Below are 18,213 nucleotides of genomic sequence, written 5' to 3'. Positions count from 1 at the left end.
CGCGGTCCTCGGCGGCAGAACGGGTCGAATCGGAGGGCGTCGGCTTCGGCATGGCCCTTGAGCATGGAGCAGCGGCGATGTGCTGTCACCCGGTCCCGACCGCGAGGCATGCGGAGCTTCGCCATGGTCTCCCCTGAGGTGGGGAAGACGATCCGGCACAAGCCTCCGCGTCTTCAGCGGGGTGCCGGCTGTCCAGGAGCCCTGGCTGGCTGCATCGCTCGCGGTGCGAACAGCGCCGTGCTCACCCTTTTCACAGTCGTCTGAACAGGGTTGCATCGGTGAGCGCGGAGACCGCGATCAGCCGGCGGTCTCCACCGTTCGGTGCCGCGGACACGAACGCGTGCGGCGGCCGACCGGGACGGTCGTCCAGAGCCATCACGATGAACACCCGCGACGGCTGGCCGACCTTGGTGAAGCGGTCGCCGACCGCGACGTGTGCCGGACGCCCAAACATCAGCGGTCCTCCAGCCGGCGCGCGAGCTCGTCGATGAGGTGACCATAGCGCTCCGGCGGGAGATGCCGCGGGCTGGCCGCCATGGCCCGCAACGCTGCGTATCCCGCCGCGGTGAAATGGGCGCGGGGAAACCCCCGATCCGTTTCGGCGATCGTCACCAGCCCGCGCTCCAGCAGGCTCTGGACGATGGCCGGGAGCTTCGGTTCGCCTCTCCGCGGGCCGGTCGCCCACCGCTTCAGGAGGATGCCGTCCGCCAGCCGCGGCGGTTCCGACCAGCGGCTCATGAACTCGCGGCGGATCAGGTCGCGTTCGGCGGGGGTGAAGTCCACGGTATCGGTCATGGCCGCGACCGATAGCACCCGGGCGACGTCCGGTCCAGCGGCGGTCGGAGAAACATCCGGTGCGCCGAAGGGCAGCGCGACGCCATCGGGCCACGCCAGGAGATGGCTCCGGCAAACGGTGCAGTCGCTGCTGCCGAACCCCGGGATCGGGACCGGCAGGGCGGCGAAGCGTGCGACCAGCGCGCATTCGTCGCCGGCGGGAAAAACCCAGCAGCCGGTCACGGTACCCGCCGTGGTCAAGTGGTCGATGTGCCAGCGAAGGCTCTTGTCCCGGCGCATGTGACGGCCGACGCGGGCACGCAGGCCACCCGGGCCGCGGGCGCTGCCGCAGTACAGGTACCGCCCCGGCGGCAGAATGGCCTTGGCCCGGCCGGGCAGGGCGACGTCCACCGCCTCCGCCAGCCTGACGAGCAGAACATAGGCGCCGGCGACGGAAGGGACGGCTTCCGCCGTGCGGTGGAACTGGGAAGCCTGCGTGGACATCATCACCGCCACTTCAGCGTGGCTGCCGTGAGGCGTCAACGGGAGACCGCCGGTTTCGTCCTCGATCGGGGAAGGCCGCTTCCGCGATGACTTCCTTCGTCTCCAGCTTCACCGACCGGATGCGCTGCATTCGGCCGGTCCTCTGGATGGGCCGGGCCCGCCCCCCCTCCTCCCGGTATCGATCCCGTCACCGACGGCTGAGGGTTCTTCCACTCCATACCACGAACGGCCCGGCGCCAGAGCCGGGCCTTTGTCTGGCCGTCCGTCCTGCCGGAAGGCGTAGGACGGGGAGGGAGAGGGTCGAGGCGGTGTTTGCGACGGGCTTGGGGGCTGGGAGACAGGCTTCCGGCCGGCCCGTCGCGGAGACCGGACATGTGCGCTTCCAACCACGACGAGACCATCGGCGGGGTGCCCGCCGCACCACCGGCCGAAGCCGAGCCGGCCTTGTGGCAGGCCCGGGCCGAGGCGCACGGCCGCCTCGTCGCCGAGGCCCGCATCCTCAGCAAGGACGCCGTCCTGGCGGCGCTGGCCGCAGCGGGGCTCTCCATCGTCACCGTCACCTTCGACGGCTATGGCGATTCCGGCCAGATCGAGGCCATCCACGCCCAGGCCGGCGGGGCGGAGGTGCCGCTGCCGGAGGGCGAAGCCGAGATCGCCACCCCGCTCTGGGACGGCTCGGCCCTGGAACGGCGGCCCCTGCCGCTGGGCGAGGCGGTCGAGGCGCTGACCTACGACCTGCTCACCGCCACCCACGACGGCTGGGAAGACGGCGACGGCGCGTTCGGCGTCCTCGTCCTCGACGTCGCCGGGCGGGCGGTCCGCCTGGAATACAACGAGCGCTATACCGCCAGCGACTACTACGAGCATGACTTCTAAGGGAGGCTGCCATGGCACACGCGTATCATCATGCCTTGTCGTCGGCACGCACCTGGGGAGGGACGGCGGACGAGTACATGGCCCTGCACCAGTGGATGGACGGCTCGAAAGCCATAACCGCTGATTTCCGCCACCGGGCCCTGCGCCATCACGCCGAGGGCATCTTCCTGCTGGAGACGCTGTACGGCGTCACGCTGACGCTGTCCACCGGCCGCGTCGTGCCGGTGCGGCTGATCGGGGAGCAACACGTCCGCGAGGACCTCGGCTTCATCCCCGGCTTCGCCGACTGGGTGCGCTGCATCCGGCCGGAACCCTGGATGGGCCGGGCCCAGCCCCTGCACCCCGGCGTCGATCCCGGCGACGGCGGCTGACGACCCGTCCCCTTCATCTCAACCGGCCCGGCATCAACGCCGGGCCATTTTTTTGTTTGGCCATCCTGTCGGCCGGCAGGAGGCGGGCGCGTCCGTAGAGGGAGAGGGCCGAGGCGGTGTTCGCGACGGGCTTGAGGGCTGGAGGACAGGCTTCCGGCTAGCCCGTCGCGGAGACCCGCCATGCCCGACACCGCGCCAACCGCCCGCGCCGGTTCCGACCGGACCAGCCTCTACGCCGAGATCACCGCCCGCATCATCGCCGAGCTGGAAGCCGGCCGGCTGCCCTGGGTGCAGCCCTGGGGAACCCCGGCCGCCGCCGCCCCGCTCGGCCTGCCGCGCAACGCCGCCACCGGCCGCGCCTACAGCGGCGTGAACGTGCTCATCCTGTGGGGCGCCGTCGTCGCCCGCGGCTTCTCCGGCCAGGGCTGGCTGACGTTCCGTCAGGCTTTGGCTCTGGGCGGCCACGTCCGCAAGGGCGAGCGCGGCACCACCGTCGTCTACGCCGACCGCTTCATCCCCGACGACGAGCGCCGGCGCGCGCGGGATACCGGGGACGAGCCCCAGGCGATCCCCTTCCTGAAGCGCTTCACCGTCTTCAATTGCGACCAATGCGACGGCCTGCCCGAGGGCATCGCCGTGGCGCCGCCGCCGATCCCGGAGGGGCTGATCCTGCCGCGGGCCGAGGCGCTGATCCGGGCCAGCGGCATCGAGGTCCGCATCGGCGGCACCCGGGCCTTCTACAGCCCCCAGCACGACTACGTGCAGCTGCCACCTCCGCAGGCCTTCTTCGAACCCATCAACTGGCACAGAACCGCCCTCCACGAGGGAGCTCACGCGACAGGACACGCCTCAAGGTTGAATCGCGACCTGTCCGGGTCCTTCGGCTCCCGCAAGTACGCCTTCGAGGAGCTGATTGCCGAAATTTCGGCCGCCTTTCTCTGTGCGGCGCTCGGCATCGTCCCCACCGTCCGCCACGCCGATTACCTTGGGGCGTGGTTGGACGTCCTTCGCGCGGACAATCATGCCATCGTCCGCGCCGCCAGCCAAGCCAGCAAGGCGGCCGACTATCTCCTCGGCTTCCTGCCCGAAACCGTCCCCGTGGCCGGTGACGGGCGGGAGACCGTGTGATGGGCGCGCTCTCCTCATGGTGCCCGCCGCCCGAGCCGGCGGCGGAGGCAATCCGGCTGCGCGTCCTCAGCCTCGGCGCCGGCGTCCAGTCCACCACCCTGGCCCTGATGGCGGCGCATGGCGCCGTCGGCCCGATGCCCGACTGCGCCGTCTTCGCCGACACCGGTTGGGAGCCGCAGGCGGTCTATCGCCACCTCGCCTGGCTGATGGCGCCGGGCGTGCTGCCCTTTCCGGTCCACGTCGTCTCGGCCGGCGACCTTCGGGCCGACCTTCAGGCCGGGGTTCGGGGACAACGCCGGGCGTCCATCCCCGCCTACACCCGCACCGTCATCCCACCCGGGACCGTGGTCCCGCTGGTCGGCGAGGACCGCCAGGGCGGGACGGTCGTCGTCGGCACGCGCGTCCTGCCGGCCGGCCGCGTCACCATCGGCATGATCCGCCGACAGTGCACCGGCGACTACAAGGTGGTGCCGATCCGTCGCAAGGTGCGCGAACTGGCCGGGATCGCCGGCCGGCGCTCGCCCAAGACCCCGGTGGTGGAGGTGTGGCTGGGGATTTCGCTGGACGAGGCGGCGCGTATGAAGCCGTCGGCCGAGGGCTGGCAGGTCAACCGCTGGCCGCTGGTCGAGCGGCGGATGACCCGGCGCGACTGCCTGCTCTGGCTGGCCCGGCACGGCTATCCGGAGCCGCCCCGCAGCGCCTGCATCGGCTGCCCCTTCCACTCCGACGCCCACTGGCGGCGGCTGCGCGACGGCGATCCCGACGCCTGGGCCGACGCCCTGGCGGTGGACCGGGCCATCCGCACCGGTTTTCGCGGCATCCGCGGCAAGGTCTATCTCCACCGCTCCGCCGTGCCGCTCGACGAGGCGGACCTGACCACCGACGCCGACCGCGGCCAGCTCGATCTCTGGCCCAACGAATGCGAGGGCCTGTGCGGTGTGTAACGCCCCCCTGCGTTGCTGCCGCCAAGCCGGCCCTGCCTCCCTTCCCGACACAGCCCTTGCCGGAGGATGTGTGATGACCCCTGTGAAACAACCGGCCGCGCCCCGTTTCGTGGTCGAGGTCGTGTTCTCGAACGCCGGTGCGGTGTACGGGATCGAGACCTATGCGGTCGAAGCGGCCGACCGCGCCGAGGCGCGCGGGATCGCCCTGCGGCGATCGGAAGACAGCCCCTACGACGACGCCCGCATCCCCGATCGCCGGCGCACGGCGCGGGTGAGGCGGTCCGCATGACGGCGCGGTGACGGACCGGGCGTTCAGGCGGGCGGCCGCTCGGACGCCTCCGGAGAGCGGTGCCACGAGGCGATGGTCCGCACCACCCGCAGGGCCTCGGCGTTGTCGTCGATGCACACGTGGCGCCGCAGTTCCGCCACCGCCGGCCATTCGCCCCGCTCGTCGAAAGCCCGGCGCACCGCCGTGGCCATCGTCTCGTCCACCACGAACACCACAACCCTCCCCGAACGGCTCCGCCGAACTTGGCCGGGATGATGCGCGTGGCGGTGCCCTCCCGGCAAGCGGACGTTCAGGCAGGACGCGGAGTACCGGCCGGCTCCGGAACCCCGCCCGGGTCAGAGGAAGAGGGAGGTGGACATCGGGATGACGGATGAGGAGGTTGGGAGAGAGGCTCCCGGCCGTCCGTCGCGGAGAACCCGACCATGGCCACGCCCAAGATCGCCCTCAACACCTCGCGCGACATCCCCTTCAACAAGCTGGTGCTGTCCCAGGCCAACGTCCGCAAGGTCAAGGCCGGCGTCTCCATCGAGGAGCTCGCCGAGGACATCGCCCGGCGCACCCTGCTGCACAGCCTCGCCGTCCGCCCGGTGCTCGACGCCGAGGGCGCCGAGACCGGCGTCTTCGAGGTGCCGGTCGGCGGCCGCCGCTTCCGGGCGCTGGAACTGCTGGTCAAGCAGAAGCGCATGAGCAGGACCCAGCCCGTCCCCTGCGTCGTGCGCACCGCCGGCCTCGCCGAGGAGGACTCGCTGGCCGAGAACGTCCAGCGCGCCCCGCTGCACCCGCTCGACCAGTTCCGTGCCTTCCAGACCCTGCGCGAGGCGGGGCTCGGCGAGGAGGAGATCGCCGCCCGCTTCTTCGTCGCCCCCGCCGTGGTGAAGCAGCGCCTCAAGCTGGCCGCCGTCGCGCCGGCGCTGCTCGACGCCTACGCCGAGGACCGTATGACGTTGGACCAGCTGATGGCCTTCACCGTCAGCGGCGACCACGCCCGCCAGGAGCAGGTGTGGGAGGCGCTGTCGCGCGCCTACAGCCGGGAGCCCTACCAGATCCGCCGGCTGCTGACCGAAGGGGCGGTGCGGGCGTCGGACAAGCGGGCGCTGTTCGTGGGCGTCGAGGCCTACGAGGCGGCCGGCGGGGCGGTGATGCGCGACCTGTTCCAGCACGACGACGGCGGCTGGCTGCAGGACCCGGCGCTGCTCGACCGGCTGGTCGCCGAGAAGCTGGAGGCCGAGGCCGCCACGGTGCGGGCGGAGGGCTGGACGTGGGTGGAGGTGGCGCTGGCCTTCCCCTACGGGCACAGCCGCGGGCTGCGTCGTCTGGCCGGCGAACCGGTGCCGCTGACCGAAGCCGAGCAGGCGACCTACGACGCGCTGCACGCCGAGTACGAGCGGCTGGAGGGGAGCGAGCCGACGGAAGCGGAGGAGCTGGATCGGGTGGCACGGCGCCTCGCCGAGATCGATGTGGAGCTGCGGGCGCTGGAGGAGCGGCCGCTGGTCTACGAGACGGCCGAGGTGGCGCGGGCCGGGGTGTTCATCAGCGTCGATGTCGAAGGCGGGCTCCAGGTCGACCGCGGCTACGTGCGGCCGGAGGACGAGGCGCCGGTCGAGCCGGTGGTTCCGGCTCTCCCGCCGGACGGTGAGGGCCCCGTCACTACCCCGGCGGGCGGGGCGGTGGCCGCCCAGCCGGCCGCCATCGCCGGCGGTGCCAGCGTGTCGGCCCCGGTGCCGGTCGCCGGGACTGCGTCGTCGGACGACGATGAGGGGCTGCGGCCCTTGCCCGAGCGGCTGCTGATCGAGCTGAGCGTGCACCGCACCCTGGCGCTGCGCGACGCGCTGGCCAACGACCCCGACACCGCCTTCCTGGCGGCGCTGCACGCGCTGTGTCTGCGCACCTTCACCCAGCGCCCCGGCGCCTCCTGCCTGGAGCTGGAGCTGAAGAGCGCCGGCTTCGGGGTGCAGCCGCCCGACCTCGCCGCCAGCGCCGCGGCCCGGGCGATCGACGCCCGCCAGCGTGCTTGGAGCGCCCAGCTCCCGGACGAGCCGGCTGCCCTGTGGGAGGTGCTGGTGGGGTTCGACGGCGACAGCCGGGCGGCCCTGTTCGCCCACTGCGTCTCCTTCGGCGTCAACGCGGTGCACGAGCCGTGGAACCGGGCGCCGCAGCGCGCCGCCCACGCCGACCTGCTGGCCGGGGCGGTCGGCCTCGACATGGCGGCGGCCGGCTGGACGGCGACGGTGGACAGTTACCTTGGCCGGGTGCCGAAGGCGCGCATCGTGGAGGCGGTGCGCGAGGCGCGTGGTCCGGAGGCGGCGCAGCTGATCGACCATCTGCGCAAGCCGGACATGGCCAAGGAGGCCGAGCGGCTGCTGGCCGGCAGCGGCTGGCTGCCCGAGCCGCTGCGCCGGCCGCTGGAGCCGGCGGCCGGCGGCGATGCCGGCGCGGCGGGTGATGCGGAGGGCGGCGACGCCTCCCTGCCGGCCTTCCTGACCGGCGCCGGGGAGATCCCGGCCGCCGAGGACGACGCGGACCGCACCGAGGCGGCCGCCGCGTGACCCGGAAGCTGCGGAGCGGCTCCGGCCGCTCCGCCTCCGTCCTCGTTGCTGGAGGTTTGTCATGATCGAGCCTTTCGTCACCATGGTCGTGCGTCTGCCGGCCGCCGCTCTCACCCACGGCGTCCCGGTTCTCGTGATCACCGCCGAGGCCGTCGTCATCGTGATCCCGGCCAGCCAGGGAGCCGTTCTTCTCGACCCGGACGTCCCGCGGGAGCACGTCCTGCTTCGCTTGGCCGAAGAGGAGGTCCGGGAGGAAATCCGCACCGTGATCGAGGCCGACGGTACGCTGACCCGGCTGGCGCCGGAGATGGTCGGCGACGCCGACATCCATGCCGCCTGCCGGGCCGTGGCTTCGAACACCGACCTCAGCGAGGAGCATGGCGCCGCGCGGTTCCGGGCGGCGCTGGCCGCCATTCGCGCGGCCGAAAACCGCCTTGGCTGCCTCGCGTGATCCGTACCCGCCGCCTTGTCCCTTGTCGAGCCCGGCCGCCGCGCCGGGCTCCTTTCTTATGGGAGACCCCCATGTCGATTCCCGATTTCGTGAAGGCGAATTTCGAGACGCTGCTGCGCGCCGCGGCGGCCGGCGATCTGGCGCTGGTGCAGGGCACCGACGCCCGCACCGGCGAGACCCGCTTCATTCTGTGCGCTGTCGCGCAACGCGGTGGCGAGGTGGTGCTCACTCCCTTCGGGCACCTCGCCGACGCTGACCCCTATGAGCTTTACCACCCGCCGTTCGATCCCGGCGGCGGGTAGAGGGCGAGGAGGGCGGGGGCCGGGGTGAGCCGGAGCGGACCGAGAGAGCGTCCGCCGGCCGCTGGTCTCCCCGCTCTCCCGGATCCTCCGCCATGACCCTGACCGCCGATCTCCGAACCGACACCGACGCACCCCGTCCTCCGACCCCAGTGGACACCGCGGCGGCCCTGCTCGCCGCCGCGGAGCTGCTGCTGCCCGGCCTCGAACACGGCCGGGCCATCGACGCCGGCACGTTGCGCGCCGCGATGACCGCGGCCTTCGGCGGCTCCGACGCCGAGGGTGTGTGGAGCTGGAAGCTGGCCTACGACGCCGGCGAGGCGGCGCAGGTGCTGTTCCTGCGCCGCTTCGGCCCGGCCATGCAGGCCCGTTCCGCCAGCCCGGCGGCGTTCCTGGCCATGCTGGAGCGGTTGGCGGCGCTGCTGCCTAGCCAGACCCGCCGCTCCGAGGAGAGCCAGGCCCGGCAGCAGTTCTCCACCCCGCTGCCGCTGGCCGGCGTGGTGGCCGCCGCCGCGGCGCTCACCCCGGCCGACCGGGTGCTGGAGCCCTCCGCCGGCACCGGCCTGCTCGCCGTCTTCGCCGAACAGGCGGGGGCGGGTCTAGTCCTCAACGAGCTGGCGGACACCCGTGCCGGCCTGCTGGAGCGCCTGTTCCCCGGCGTGCCGGTGGCCCGCTTCGATGCCGCCGCCATCCACGACCATCTCGACCCCACCATCCGGCCGACGGTGGTGCTGATGAACCCGCCCTTCTCGGCGCTGGTGGCGGTGGACGGCCGGGTGGCCGACGCCGCCGTCCGCCACGTCGCCTCGGCCCTGGCCCGCCTGGCCGAGGGCGGGCGCCTTGTCGCCGTTACCGGCGCCGGGCTGGCGCCCGAGCATCCGGCATGGCGTAACGCCTTCGTCCGCTTGCAGGAGCGGGGCCGCGTCGTCTTCTCCGCCGCCATCGACGGGACGGTCTACGCCCGCCACGGCACCACGGTGGACACCCGGCTGACCATCATCGACCGCGTGCCGGCGGAGGACCCAACCGCCTTCCCGGCCTCGCCGGGCACGGCCCCCGACGTCGCCACGTTGCTGGACTGGGTCCGGCGCGGCGTGCCGCCGCGTGCTTCCGTTCCCGCCTCGGCAGCGGCTCCCTTGCCGGTGCTGGCCCGCGCCATGGTGGCACGGCCCGTGCGCCGGGCGGCGGCTGTGCCGACGGTGTGCACGCCAGCGTCCGGCCTGGCGGTCGCCAAGTTGGAATACGAGCCGCGCGACTGGACACCGGAGGCCGGGGCTCGCCTCACCGCCGCGCTCTACGAGCCCTACGCGCTGCAATCCATCGCCATCCCCGGCGCCCAGCCGCACCCAACGCCGCTGGTGCAGTCCGCCGCCATGGCCGCGGTCGCCCCGCCCAAGCCCCGCTACCGCCCGCACCTCCCCGCCACCCTGGTCACCGGCGGCATCCTCTCCGACGCCCAGCTGGAGAGCGTCATCCTGGCTGGCGAGGCGCACGCCGGCCATCTCGCCGGCGCCTGGACGGTGGACGAGACCTTCGACGTCGTCTCGGCGGCGCCGGACGATGCCGAGGACGCGGTGCGTTTCCGCCGCGGTTGGTTCCTCGGCGACGGCACCGGCGCCGGCAAGGGCCGGCAGGTCGCCGGCATCCTGCTCGACAACTGGCTCAAGGGGCGACAGCGCGCGCTGTGGATCAGCAAGTCCGACACCCTGATCGAGGACGCCCGGCGCGACTGGTCGGCGCTCGGCCAGGAGCCTCTGCTGGTCACCCCGCTGTCGCGCTTCCGTCCCGGCGTGCCGATCACCCTGGAGCGCGGCATCCTCTTTACCACCTATGCCACCCTGCGCGGCGACGGCGGCGAGGGCGCCGTGCCCCGCGTCCAGCAGATCGTCGACTGGCTCGGCCGGGACTTCGACGGGGTGATGATCTTCGACGAATCCCACGCCCTGCGCAACGCCGGCGGCATCGCCGGCTTCGGCCGCGACGGCGGTCCCGTCACCCCCTCCCAGCAGGGCCGCGCCGGCCTGCGCCTCCAGCACGCCCTGCCGGACGCCCGCGTGCTCTACGTCTCGGCCACCGGCGCCACCACGGTGCACAACCTCGCCTACGCCCAGCGCCTCGGCCTGTGGGGCGGGGCGGACTTCCCCTTCGCCACCCGCGCCGAGTTCGTCCAGGCCATCGAGGCCGGCGGGGTGGCCGCCATGGAGGTGCTGGCCCGCGACCTCAAGGCCCTCGGCCTTTACGCCGCCCGCTCGCTGTCCTTCGAGGGGGTCCGCTACGAGATGGTCGAGCACCGGCTGACGCCGGGGCAGGTCGCCATCTACGACGCTTACGCCGCTGCCTTTCAGGTTATCCATACAAACCTGACCGCGGCGCTGGAGGCGGCCAACGTCACCGGGGCCGGCGGCACCCTGAACCGCGCCGCCAAGGCCGCCGCCCGCTCCGCCTTCGAGGGCGCCAAGCAAAGATTCTTCAACCATCTGATTTCTGCCATGAAGACGCCGACCGTGCTCAAATCCATCGAGCGCGACCTTGCCGCCGGCCACGCCGTTGTGGTGCAGCTCGTCTCCACCGGCGAAGCGTTGATGGAACGCCGTCTGTCCGACATCCCCACCGAGGAGTGGAACGATTTGTCGATCGACGTCACGCCGCGCGAGCTTGTCCTGGAGTATCTCGCCCACTCCTTTCCGACCCAGCTGCACGAACCCTTCACCGACGCCGACGGCACCCTGTCGTCGCGGCCGGTGTGGCGGGACGGCCAGCCGGTGCCGTGCCGCGAGGCGGTCGAGCGGCGTGACCGCATGATCGAGCGGCTGGCCGCGCTGGAGCCGGTGCCGGGGGCGCTCGACCAGATCGTCCAGCGCTTCGGCGCCGCCATGGTCGCCGAGGTCACCGGCCGCTCGCGGCGCATCGTGCGCAAGACCAATCCCGGCGGGGACGAGCGGCTGGCGGTGGAGAACCGCCCCGGCTCGGCCAACCTCGCCGAGACCCAGGCCTTCCTGGATGACGAGAAGCGCATCCTGGTCTTCTCCGACGCCGGCGGCACCGGCCGCAGCTACCACGCCGACCTCGGGGCGAAGAACCGGCGGCTGCGGGTGCACTATCTCCTGGAGGCGGGCTGGAAGGCCGACGCCGCCATCCAGGGGCTGGGCCGCTCCAACCGCACCAACCAGGCGCAGCCGCCGCTGTTCCGCCCGGTCGCCACCGACGTGCGGGCGGAGAAGCGCTTCCTCTCGACCATCGCACGCCGGCTCGACACCCTGGGCGCCATCACCCGCGGTCAGCGCCAGACCGGCGGGCAGGGGCTGTTCCGCGCCGACGACAACCTGGAATCCGTCTACGCCCGGGCCGCCCTGCGCCAGCTCTACGGCCTGCTGCACGCCGGCAAGGTGGATGGCTGCTCGCTGGGTGAGTTCGAGGCAGCGACCGGTCTGGCGCTGAGCGACCGCGACGGCGGCCTGCGCGAGGAGCTGCCGCCGATCACCACCTTCCTCAACCGGCTGCTGGCCCTGACCATCGGCTTGCAGAACACGCTGTTCACCGTGTTCGAGCAGCTGCTCGCCGCGAAGGTCGAAGGCGCCATCGCGTCGGGCATCTACGACCGCGGCGTCGAGACGCTGGTGGCCGACAGCGTCACGGTGACGAACCGGCGCACCCTCTACACCCACCCGGCGACCGGAGCGGAGACCCAGCTGTTCACCCTGGCGCGGCGCGACCGCAACCAGCCGCTCGGCCTGGAGGAGGCTCTGGAGAAAGGGGCCGGGCCGCAGGCACGGCTGCTGGTCAACGCCCGCTCGGGCCGGGCGGCGGTGGCGGTGCCCGCCGCCGGGCTGATGCTGGACGACGGCACGGTGGAGCGCCGGGTGCGGCTGCTGCGCCCGCTGGAACGCCTGACCGTGACGCTGGCCGAGCTGGCGCAGAGCCACTGGCGCCCGGCCGAGCCGGAGGCCTTCGCCGCTGTCTGGGAGAAGGAGGCCGCCGCAGTGCCGGAGTTCGCCACCAGCACCCTGCATCTGGTGACCGGGCTGCTGCTGCCGGTGTGGCGGCATCTGCCGGACACGAACCTGCGGGTGGTGCGGTTGCAGACCGACGACGGCGAACGGATCATCGGCCGGGTGGTGGCGCCGGACGCCCTGGCCGAGGTGGAACGCAACTTCGGCAGTGGTGACGCAGCGGTGCCGTCGGCGGAGCAGGTGTGGACGGCGCTGCTGGAGGGACGGGCGGTGCTGCATCTGGCCGACGGGCTGCGGTTGCGCCGGGTCACGGTGATGGGCGCCCACCGGATCGAGCTGTCGGGTTTCACCGAGGGGATGGTGGAGCGGCTGAAGGCGCTGGGGCTGATGTCCGAGATCATCGCCTGGACGCTGCGGCTGTTCGTGCCGGTGGGCGAGTGCGGGCCGGCGGTGTTCGCCGCCCTGCTGGCCCGCCACCCGCTGCTCCGTGTTGTCGACCGGACGGGGCTGTGAGGGGGCGGCGCCATGTCCGCCGCGTCAGAGATGGCGCAGCGCCTCGCGCGGGAGGCCGAGGCGGTGTGCCGCCACTACCTGCCGCACGGGCGGCGGGAGGGGCGTTACTGGCGGGTCGGTGACGTCCACGGCATGCCGGGGGAGAGCCTCTATGTCCGGCTGCATGGTGCTGCCACCGGCAAGTGGGCCGACGCTGCCACCGGCGAGCACGGTGACCTGCTCGACCTCATCGGGCTCAACCGCGGCCTCGACCGGCTGGCCGAAGTGCTCGACGAGGCCCGTGCCTTCCTCGGTTCGCCGCGGGCGCCGCCGGAGTGGCACCGGGAACCCGTGGCCCCGGTGGGATCGCCGGAAGCCGCCCGCCGCCTGTTCGCCCGCTCCCGGCCGCTCGCCGGCTCGCTGGCCGAAACGTATCTGCGCAACCGCGGCATTCCGGATGTCCGGAAAGACGGCTCCCTGCGCTTCCAGCCGCGCTGCTGGTACCGCGACGCCGATGACCGGCTCGCCCAAGGCCCGGCGCTGATCGCCGCCGTCACCGGTCTGGATGGCGGCCTCACCGGCGCGCAGCGCACCTGGCTCGACCCGTCCGGCGGCGGCAAGGCGGCGATGCCGTCACCGCGCCGGGCGCTGGGCCACCTGCTCGGCAACGGCGTCCGCTTCGGCGTGGCCCGCGACGTCCTGGCGGCGGGGGAGGGCGTCGAGACCATGCTGGCGCTGCGCACCGCCCTGCCGGCCCTGCCCATGGTCGCCGCGCTCTCGGCCGGCCACCTCGCCGCCCTGCGCCTGCCGCCGACGCTGCGCCGCCTCTACGTCGCCCGTGACAACGACGCCGCCGGACGCCGGGCGGCGGACCGCCTGGGGTGCCGCGCCGAAGCCCTCGGCATCGAGGCGCTGGTCCTGGCACCGATGCTGGGCGACCTCAACGACGACCTGTTGGCGTTCGGGCAGGCGGCGCTGCGGGCGCATCTGCGGGCACAGCTCGCCCCGGAGGATGTGGTGCGCTTCTGGATGAGTGGCGGCTGGCCGTGAGGAGCCTGAGCCTCGGTGGACGGGCGCCGGTCGGAGCGGGCGGACGCCGGTCCGGCCGGCGGGAGGCCGCGGCCACGGCCTTCCAGCGGGCGATCGGGCGGCAGCCGGGCCGGGTCCGCAACGGCGGGGAGCAACTTTCTTCCCCGGCCGGCCAGGCCGGCCTTCCTCGCGAAACAAGAAAGCCGCCCCCCGCCGTCCTCCGCTGGCGCTGCGGCCCAGGAGGGTGCGGACCCGCCCCGCCCGCCGCTGGGGGATCGCCACGAAGGCCGCGGTGGGCGCGGCCGATCCTCCAGCCGAAGGGCAGCCGCCATGATCACCGACGCCGCCGCCGCCGGGCTCCACCACGCCTCCTCCGCCACCGACCACGCCCTGACCGAACTCCAGCTCTACGGCCACCGGCCCTTCGAGGACGATCCCGATCCCCGGCCGCTGCCCGACGAGACCGCCATCCGTGCCGCCCTGGCCGACATCTTCGACGCCCTGGTGGTCACGCTGAAGGACACCCGCCTGGAACCCGACCTCGCCGACCTGCTGTGGTCGACCGTCAACCTGTTCCACCGCGCCGCCGACCGGGTGCAGCGCGAACTCGACGACAACGAGGACGCCCAGAAGCGCAGCCAGCGCGAGCAGGACGGCTCGGAGATCTGCTCGGTCGAGCTGGAACGGCTGCTGGCCGAGGGGCTGACGCTGATCGAGCGCCGCACCGCCATGGAGGCCTTCCGCGACCACGCCGCCGAGCTGTTCGAGGTCCACACCGGCTCCGGCTGGCGGCCGCGCGCCGGCTCGCTGGTCAGCCACCGCACCTTGACGGCGGCGCTGATCGACAGCCGCGACTTCCTTGCCGCCAAGCGGCGGGCCGAGACCGAGCCGCTGCTGCCGGCCGGTCCCCGCATCGCCTTCACCGGTGGGGTGGAGTGCAACGACCACCACCGCATCTGGGCGGTGCTCGACAAGGTGCGCGCCAAGCACCCGGACATGGTGCTGTTGCACGGCGGCAGCCCGAAGGGGGCCGAGCGCATCGCCGCCTGCTGGGCCGAGCACCGCAAGGTGACGCAGGTGCTGTTCCGCCCCGACTGGGCCCGCCACGCCAAGGCTGCCCCGTTCAAGCGCAACGACCGCCTGCTGGAGGCGCTTCCCATCGGCATCGTCGCCTTCCCCGGCTCGGGCATCGCCGCCAACCTCGCCGACAAGGCGCGGCGCCTTGGCATCCCGGTCTGGCGCTTCGGTGACGGCGGCGCTTGAGCGCCGCCATTCCAGCGATCCGCTTCGGCGGATCGCTGGCTTTCCGTAAATCCATTGTCCCAGACCGCCGAATCAGTGGCCACACGGCAGGAGCAGACGCCTCCCCAAATCAATAGTTTTCTGCATCTTTTGGGGATACGTCTGGGTGCAACAGCTACATCACAGAGGTCATCGCGATCTGCCATTGATCTCAAACTGGCTATAAAAGCGTGCTTGATCGTTGAAGCCCCTTGACATTACCATAAGAACCGCTCTGGTAGCAGACTCAAGCCCGGAGGCTAACTCGATGTAAGAGGATGACGTGGACGTGGCTGAATTGATTCTGAAGGAGCCGCTCCATGAGATTGTCTCGTTTACCGAGTGGCTAGAGGGGCGGCGACCACCCCATCTGTCAACTAACAGTGGCGCAGATGAAGTTGCCTTTCAAGGATGGCGCAACTTCAAGGAAGCTTTTGCACCCGAACTCATCGGTCAAGCGGTAGAGGAGACGCAGGGTGCTCTCGGCCGGAGCGTGACTTCTTGTATCGACCCCTTTGGCGGATCAGGAACAACTGCACTCGCCTGCCAGTTTTTGGGGGTTAACCCAACAACGATTGAGGTAAATCCATACCTTGCTGACCTTATTGAAGCAAAACTCGCAACTTATGACATAGAGCTTCTAATACAAGACTTTAAAGCGGTCATTGAAGGTGAGATTGCGCCTTATTGTGAGGACCCCTTCCCCGGAGCTCCTCGGACATTTGTCGAGCCTGGCGTTGGCAATCGGTACCTTTTCAGTGCCGAAGTGGCCTGCCGACTCGCGTCATTAAGAGATCGTATTGCAAGAACAGAGAGCGACGTAAATCGCCGTCTAATGAGGGTCCTGCTCGGAGCCGCTGCACTTCCGGTCAGTAATGTAGTTGTTAGTGGAAAGGGGCGACGCTACCGTCGTGGTTGGGCCGATCGTATAATTGACCCACAAAGGGTGGAGCAACTGTTTGTTGATTCAGTTGTGAGGGCAATCTACGAGATACGCCGTTATGAAAAACGGAAGAGACGAGAGTATTGCCTTCTACGAGGAGACTCGCGCGAGCTAACACCGTGCGAGGGTGAGTTCGATATGGCTGTGTTTTCACCGCCGTATCCGAACTCCTTCGATTATACTGATGTCTATAATGTCGAGCTTTGGGTGTGCGGGTACCTAAAGTCCGGGTTAGACAACAGGAACCTCCGGCTGAGCACACTGCGAAGTCACGTGCAGATCGCCCGTCCGTTTGACGCACCTGATTTGGGCTCGGCGACGCTAACTCGTGTCGCCACCGATCTTGAGAGAGTTCGAAGCGATCTCTGGAACCGGCATATACCGGATATGGTTTCCGCGTACTTTGCAGATATGTGCGTGATCATCGAACGCCTGAGCAAGGCTTTGGTCTCGGGAGGGCGGGCGTACATGGTTGTCGGCGATAGCCGCTACGCTGGCGTTCAAGTGCCTGTCGCGACCATTCTTAATGAACTCGCTCTTTGCCGGGGCTTCACCATAGCGGGCGAGGAGCCATTTAGATCCATGCGCGCCTCACCACAGCAGGGCGGGAGACCTGAACTGATAGAAACCTTGCTCACTCTCACACGCTGCTAAGGTAGCCTTTCACCTCGCGCGACTTTTCAGTTGACCGAAACAGATACCACCGCCAAAGCGGCACTTGGTATATGCCTGCATCATCGTTGACGTGGCCGAAGCACATCTCATCACCAACATCAGTCGCTCGCATATCGTAGCAACAGAGCGCTGCATGAACTGCGTTCAATTGTGTTTTGTAAGCGATGGCCTGTTCCAGTCCGCCGCGTATCGCCTCAGGTATCTTTCCGGCAGGCACGGGATTGTCAGTATGCGTCCGATCAGCCAGCGCCTTCAGTTCCAGCACCCACTCATTCACGACTGCCGGCAGCCCGGTGGCCGAGACTGTCTTCATCGAAATCACGATGTCGGCGCGCCCGTCCTCGGTAACAGGCTCTGCGCGTAGCTCATGCCTAGCAAAGATCGCTTTAAGGGCGTCGAGGAGTCTTCCCTGGATCACTTCCTCCGGTCGATGTTCTGGAACACCCTTCGCCGCATCCTTCCAGACGCGTTTCGCATGGCCTTCCACAACAAGTAGAGGCGTTCTCAAAGATCTTTCGTAGAAGTTATCGAGAACCTTCTTCATTTGATCGGGAGAAATCGGTACGTTCTCGAAGAAGATAGGTTCCGAGTCTTCTAGATTGCTCAGGCCGGACTTGTACAAGCTCCCAACAGGCGCTCCGGATCGCCAATCGACGACAACGGCCGGGATGGTGCCTAAACCGGCATCGCGAATAGCCTGAAAGAGCGACGCCGCGTCGGACCATTGAAGCAAGAGCTCGAAGGAAGTCGAGAGGCTTGCTGTAGACAGCCAAACCTTATCGACCACAGGGTCTGCGCCGTTCTTCAGAAGCGGGGCTTCCGAATGAGTGCAACGTTGCACATCATCGAACAACGCTTCACTTTGTAGGAAAATTGAGAACCGGCCGTTATCACCCTTCCCGGCTCTAGCAGCGACCAGGGCCGACACGCGCCTAGAGAAGCGCGCAGTGAGTGACGCCCCTGCAACAGTAGGTGCACCGATCGTTTCGGCCACATTCTCGATTTCATTCGGCGAAACCCCGCCGAGCATCGGCGAATTAGCCATGCGCTCTCCGCTTCATCAGGCGCATGTACATGACCAGTTTTTCAGCTCTGCTCAGCGTTACGCCAACCGGAACATACTTCTGGAATTGCTGTGCGGTGTTCCACGCCGCGTTGCCCTTGGTGGGAGAAACCCATTCTGCAAAATCGACTATTCGTCCTTGAGCAACCGCAGGATCAGAATAGGCAGCGTCTGCAACGGCCGCGTCATCTCGTCGGTCGGGGCGAATTTCAACAAAGGCGTCAGCCAGTTCTGTCAGAAAGCCTTCAGCGCTCGCCTCGTCGGGAAGCATCCTGACTATACTGAGAACCGGTTGAGCTCGCTCGTGTGATAGTCTGAATTTAGCCTCCAGTTCGTCGGTAGTGCCTCTCGCCAAGCTTTCAACGATGATGAAACCTTCACCGACTAAACAGTCCAGCTGACGCTGAAGGGCTGGAAAGTACGGGGAGCCACTCTCTTTAAGCACCGAACCTTCAAGAGGATGAAGATCCCAGAGTGGACTAAGTACATTTGCGAAGAATGCGAAAGCATGTAGCGATCGGGTATCAATTGGCGTGCCTCCCACACGCTCCAGCGCTGCAAACATCTGGAGTAACCTTGTCCGGATGAGCGTTGGTAG

General features: G+C 69.7%; 18 protein-coding genes (1 of these 18 running past the window's edge). 12 read left to right on the top strand and 6 right to left on the bottom strand.

What is annotated here, in order from left to right:
- The 3 genes from recD2 to M2352_RS24910 form a co-directional block, all read right to left on the bottom strand.
- Positions 1-52: the 5' portion of an SF1B family DNA helicase RecD2 gene (gene recD2 / locus M2352_RS24920; protein WP_264667214.1), read on the bottom strand. The gene continues 2,156 nt to the left of window position 1, outside the view; 52 of the gene's 2,208 nt are visible here — the first part of the coding sequence; its start codon is at positions 50-52; the stop codon falls past the left edge of the window.
- 198 nt (positions 53-250) lie between these two features.
- Positions 251-454, bottom strand: coding sequence for a hypothetical protein (locus tag M2352_RS24915; RefSeq protein WP_209772691.1), 204 nt, complete (start codon positions 452-454; stop codon positions 251-253).
- On the bottom strand, positions 454-1,281 hold the full coding sequence (locus tag M2352_RS24910; protein WP_264667213.1) for a GIY-YIG nuclease family protein: 828 nt from the start codon (positions 1,279-1,281) through the stop codon (positions 454-456). Before M2352_RS24910 ends, M2352_RS24915 begins: the two co-directional genes overlap by 1 nt.
- Positions 1,282-1,650: 369 nt before the next feature.
- Between M2352_RS24910 and M2352_RS24905 the strand changes: the two genes are divergently transcribed.
- The 5 genes from M2352_RS24905 to M2352_RS24885 all read left to right on the top strand — a co-directional run bounded on the left by M2352_RS24905 (position 1,651) and on the right by M2352_RS24885 (position 4,886).
- The gene (locus M2352_RS24905) at positions 1,651-2,154 is read left to right on the top strand and encodes a DUF6878 family protein (RefSeq protein ID WP_264667212.1); all 504 of its coding nucleotides are present in this window, start codon (positions 1,651-1,653) and stop codon (positions 2,152-2,154) included.
- Positions 2,155-2,165: 11 nt separating this feature from the next.
- On the top strand, positions 2,166-2,525 hold the full coding sequence (locus tag M2352_RS24900) for a DUF6915 family protein (protein ID WP_264667211.1): 360 nt from the start codon (positions 2,166-2,168) through the stop codon (positions 2,523-2,525).
- A gap of 180 nt (positions 2,526-2,705) precedes the next feature.
- On the top strand, positions 2,706-3,653 hold the full coding sequence (locus tag M2352_RS24895; protein ID WP_264667210.1) for an ArdC family protein: 948 nt from the start codon (positions 2,706-2,708) through the stop codon (positions 3,651-3,653).
- A complete protein-coding gene (locus M2352_RS24890; protein ID WP_264667209.1) occupies positions 3,653-4,597 on the top strand; it encodes a hypothetical protein in 945 nt (314 codons plus the stop codon). Before M2352_RS24895 ends, M2352_RS24890 begins: the two co-directional genes overlap by 1 nt.
- A 73-nt stretch (positions 4,598-4,670) precedes the next feature.
- A complete protein-coding gene (locus M2352_RS24885; RefSeq protein ID WP_264667208.1) occupies positions 4,671-4,886 on the top strand; it encodes a hypothetical protein in 216 nt (71 codons plus the stop codon).
- A gap of 23 nt (positions 4,887-4,909) precedes the next feature.
- Here the strand turns inward: M2352_RS24885 and M2352_RS24880 are convergent, their stop codons facing one another.
- Positions 4,910-5,098, bottom strand: a complete 189-nt coding sequence (locus M2352_RS24880) for a hypothetical protein (protein ID WP_264667207.1) — start codon at positions 5,096-5,098, stop codon at positions 4,910-4,912.
- Between the two features lie 210 nt (positions 5,099-5,308).
- Here M2352_RS24880 and M2352_RS24875 point away from each other — a divergent pair, with 210 nt between their 5' ends.
- The 7 genes from M2352_RS24875 to M2352_RS24845 all read left to right on the top strand — a co-directional run bounded on the left by M2352_RS24875 (position 5,309) and on the right by M2352_RS24845 (position 16,531).
- Positions 5,309-7,432 (top strand): ParB/RepB/Spo0J family partition protein, encoded by a 2,124-nt coding sequence (locus M2352_RS24875; protein ID WP_264667206.1) that lies wholly within the window; start codon positions 5,309-5,311, stop codon positions 7,430-7,432.
- A 61-nt stretch (positions 7,433-7,493) separates the two neighbouring features.
- Complete coding sequence (locus M2352_RS24870) at positions 7,494-7,883, top strand: hypothetical protein (protein ID WP_264667205.1); 390 nt, start codon at positions 7,494-7,496, stop codon at positions 7,881-7,883.
- Between the two features lie 71 nt (positions 7,884-7,954).
- A complete protein-coding gene (locus M2352_RS24865) occupies positions 7,955-8,185 on the top strand; it encodes a DUF6117 family protein (protein ID WP_264667204.1) in 231 nt (76 codons plus the stop codon).
- 92 nt (positions 8,186-8,277) lie between these two features.
- Positions 8,278-12,645: a bifunctional class I SAM-dependent methyltransferase/DEAD/DEAH box helicase gene (locus M2352_RS24860; protein WP_264667203.1), complete on the top strand. Its 4,368-nt coding sequence runs from the start codon at positions 8,278-8,280 to the stop codon at positions 12,643-12,645.
- A 12-nt stretch (positions 12,646-12,657) separates the two neighbouring features.
- On the top strand, positions 12,658-13,674 hold the full coding sequence (locus M2352_RS24855; RefSeq protein WP_264667202.1) for a DUF7146 domain-containing protein: 1,017 nt from the start codon (positions 12,658-12,660) through the stop codon (positions 13,672-13,674).
- A gap of 309 nt (positions 13,675-13,983) precedes the next feature.
- Positions 13,984-14,916 carry a DUF2493 domain-containing protein gene (locus tag M2352_RS24850; RefSeq protein WP_264667201.1) on the top strand — a complete coding sequence of 311 codons (933 nt, stop codon included), beginning with the start codon at positions 13,984-13,986 and terminating at the stop codon, positions 14,914-14,916.
- Positions 14,917-15,223: 307 nt separating this feature from the next.
- A complete protein-coding gene (locus M2352_RS24845) occupies positions 15,224-16,531 on the top strand; it encodes a site-specific DNA-methyltransferase (protein ID WP_264667200.1) in 1,308 nt (435 codons plus the stop codon).
- On the opposite strand, the gene M2352_RS24840 is transcribed toward M2352_RS24845, so the two are convergent.
- Both M2352_RS24840 and M2352_RS24835 read right to left on the bottom strand, forming a co-directional pair.
- Complete coding sequence (locus M2352_RS24840) at positions 16,518-17,597, bottom strand: hypothetical protein (protein WP_264667199.1); 1,080 nt, start codon at positions 17,595-17,597, stop codon at positions 16,518-16,520. The two genes, M2352_RS24845 and M2352_RS24840, sit on opposite strands and share 14 nt — an antisense overlap.
- Complete coding sequence (locus M2352_RS24835; protein WP_264667198.1) at positions 17,590-18,180, bottom strand: hypothetical protein; 591 nt, start codon at positions 18,178-18,180, stop codon at positions 17,590-17,592. Before M2352_RS24835 ends, M2352_RS24840 begins: the two co-directional genes overlap by 8 nt.
- Between the last annotated feature and the right edge of the window lie 33 nt (positions 18,181-18,213).

This window comes from Azospirillum fermentarium (assembly GCF_025961205.1).
Lineage (GTDB): Bacteria > Pseudomonadota > Alphaproteobacteria > Azospirillales > Azospirillaceae > Azospirillum > Azospirillum fermentarium.
This window is presented reverse-complemented; position numbering and strand designations above follow the sequence as displayed.

Coding starts and splice junctions, on each gene's coding strand:
- M2352_RS24915 (WP_209772691.1), bottom strand. CDS start 454: ATGTTTGGGCGTCCGGCACACGTCGCGGTCGGCGACCGCTTCACCAAG.
- M2352_RS24900 (WP_264667211.1), top strand. CDS start 2,166: ATGGCACACGCGTATCATCATGCCTTGTCGTCGGCACGCACCTGGGGA.
- M2352_RS24875 (WP_264667206.1), top strand. CDS start 5,309: ATGGCCACGCCCAAGATCGCCCTCAACACCTCGCGCGACATCCCCTTC.
- M2352_RS24870 (WP_264667205.1), top strand. CDS start 7,494: ATGATCGAGCCTTTCGTCACCATGGTCGTGCGTCTGCCGGCCGCCGCT.
- M2352_RS24850 (WP_264667201.1), top strand. CDS start 13,984: ATGATCACCGACGCCGCCGCCGCCGGGCTCCACCACGCCTCCTCCGCC.
- M2352_RS24865 (WP_264667204.1), top strand. CDS start 7,955: ATGTCGATTCCCGATTTCGTGAAGGCGAATTTCGAGACGCTGCTGCGC.
- M2352_RS24840 (WP_264667199.1), bottom strand. CDS start 17,597: ATGGCTAATTCGCCGATGCTCGGCGGGGTTTCGCCGAATGAAATCGAG.
- M2352_RS24860 (WP_264667203.1), top strand. CDS start 8,278: ATGACCCTGACCGCCGATCTCCGAACCGACACCGACGCACCCCGTCCT.
- M2352_RS24890 (WP_264667209.1), top strand. CDS start 3,653: ATGGGCGCGCTCTCCTCATGGTGCCCGCCGCCCGAGCCGGCGGCGGAG.
- M2352_RS24835 (WP_264667198.1), bottom strand. CDS start 18,180: ATGTTTGCAGCGCTGGAGCGTGTGGGAGGCACGCCAATTGATACCCGA.
- M2352_RS24905 (WP_264667212.1), top strand. CDS start 1,651: ATGTGCGCTTCCAACCACGACGAGACCATCGGCGGGGTGCCCGCCGCA.
- M2352_RS24855 (WP_264667202.1), top strand. CDS start 12,658: ATGTCCGCCGCGTCAGAGATGGCGCAGCGCCTCGCGCGGGAGGCCGAG.
- M2352_RS24910 (WP_264667213.1), bottom strand. CDS start 1,281: ATGATGTCCACGCAGGCTTCCCAGTTCCACCGCACGGCGGAAGCCGTC.
- M2352_RS24885 (WP_264667208.1), top strand. CDS start 4,671: ATGACCCCTGTGAAACAACCGGCCGCGCCCCGTTTCGTGGTCGAGGTC.
- M2352_RS24895 (WP_264667210.1), top strand. CDS start 2,706: ATGCCCGACACCGCGCCAACCGCCCGCGCCGGTTCCGACCGGACCAGC.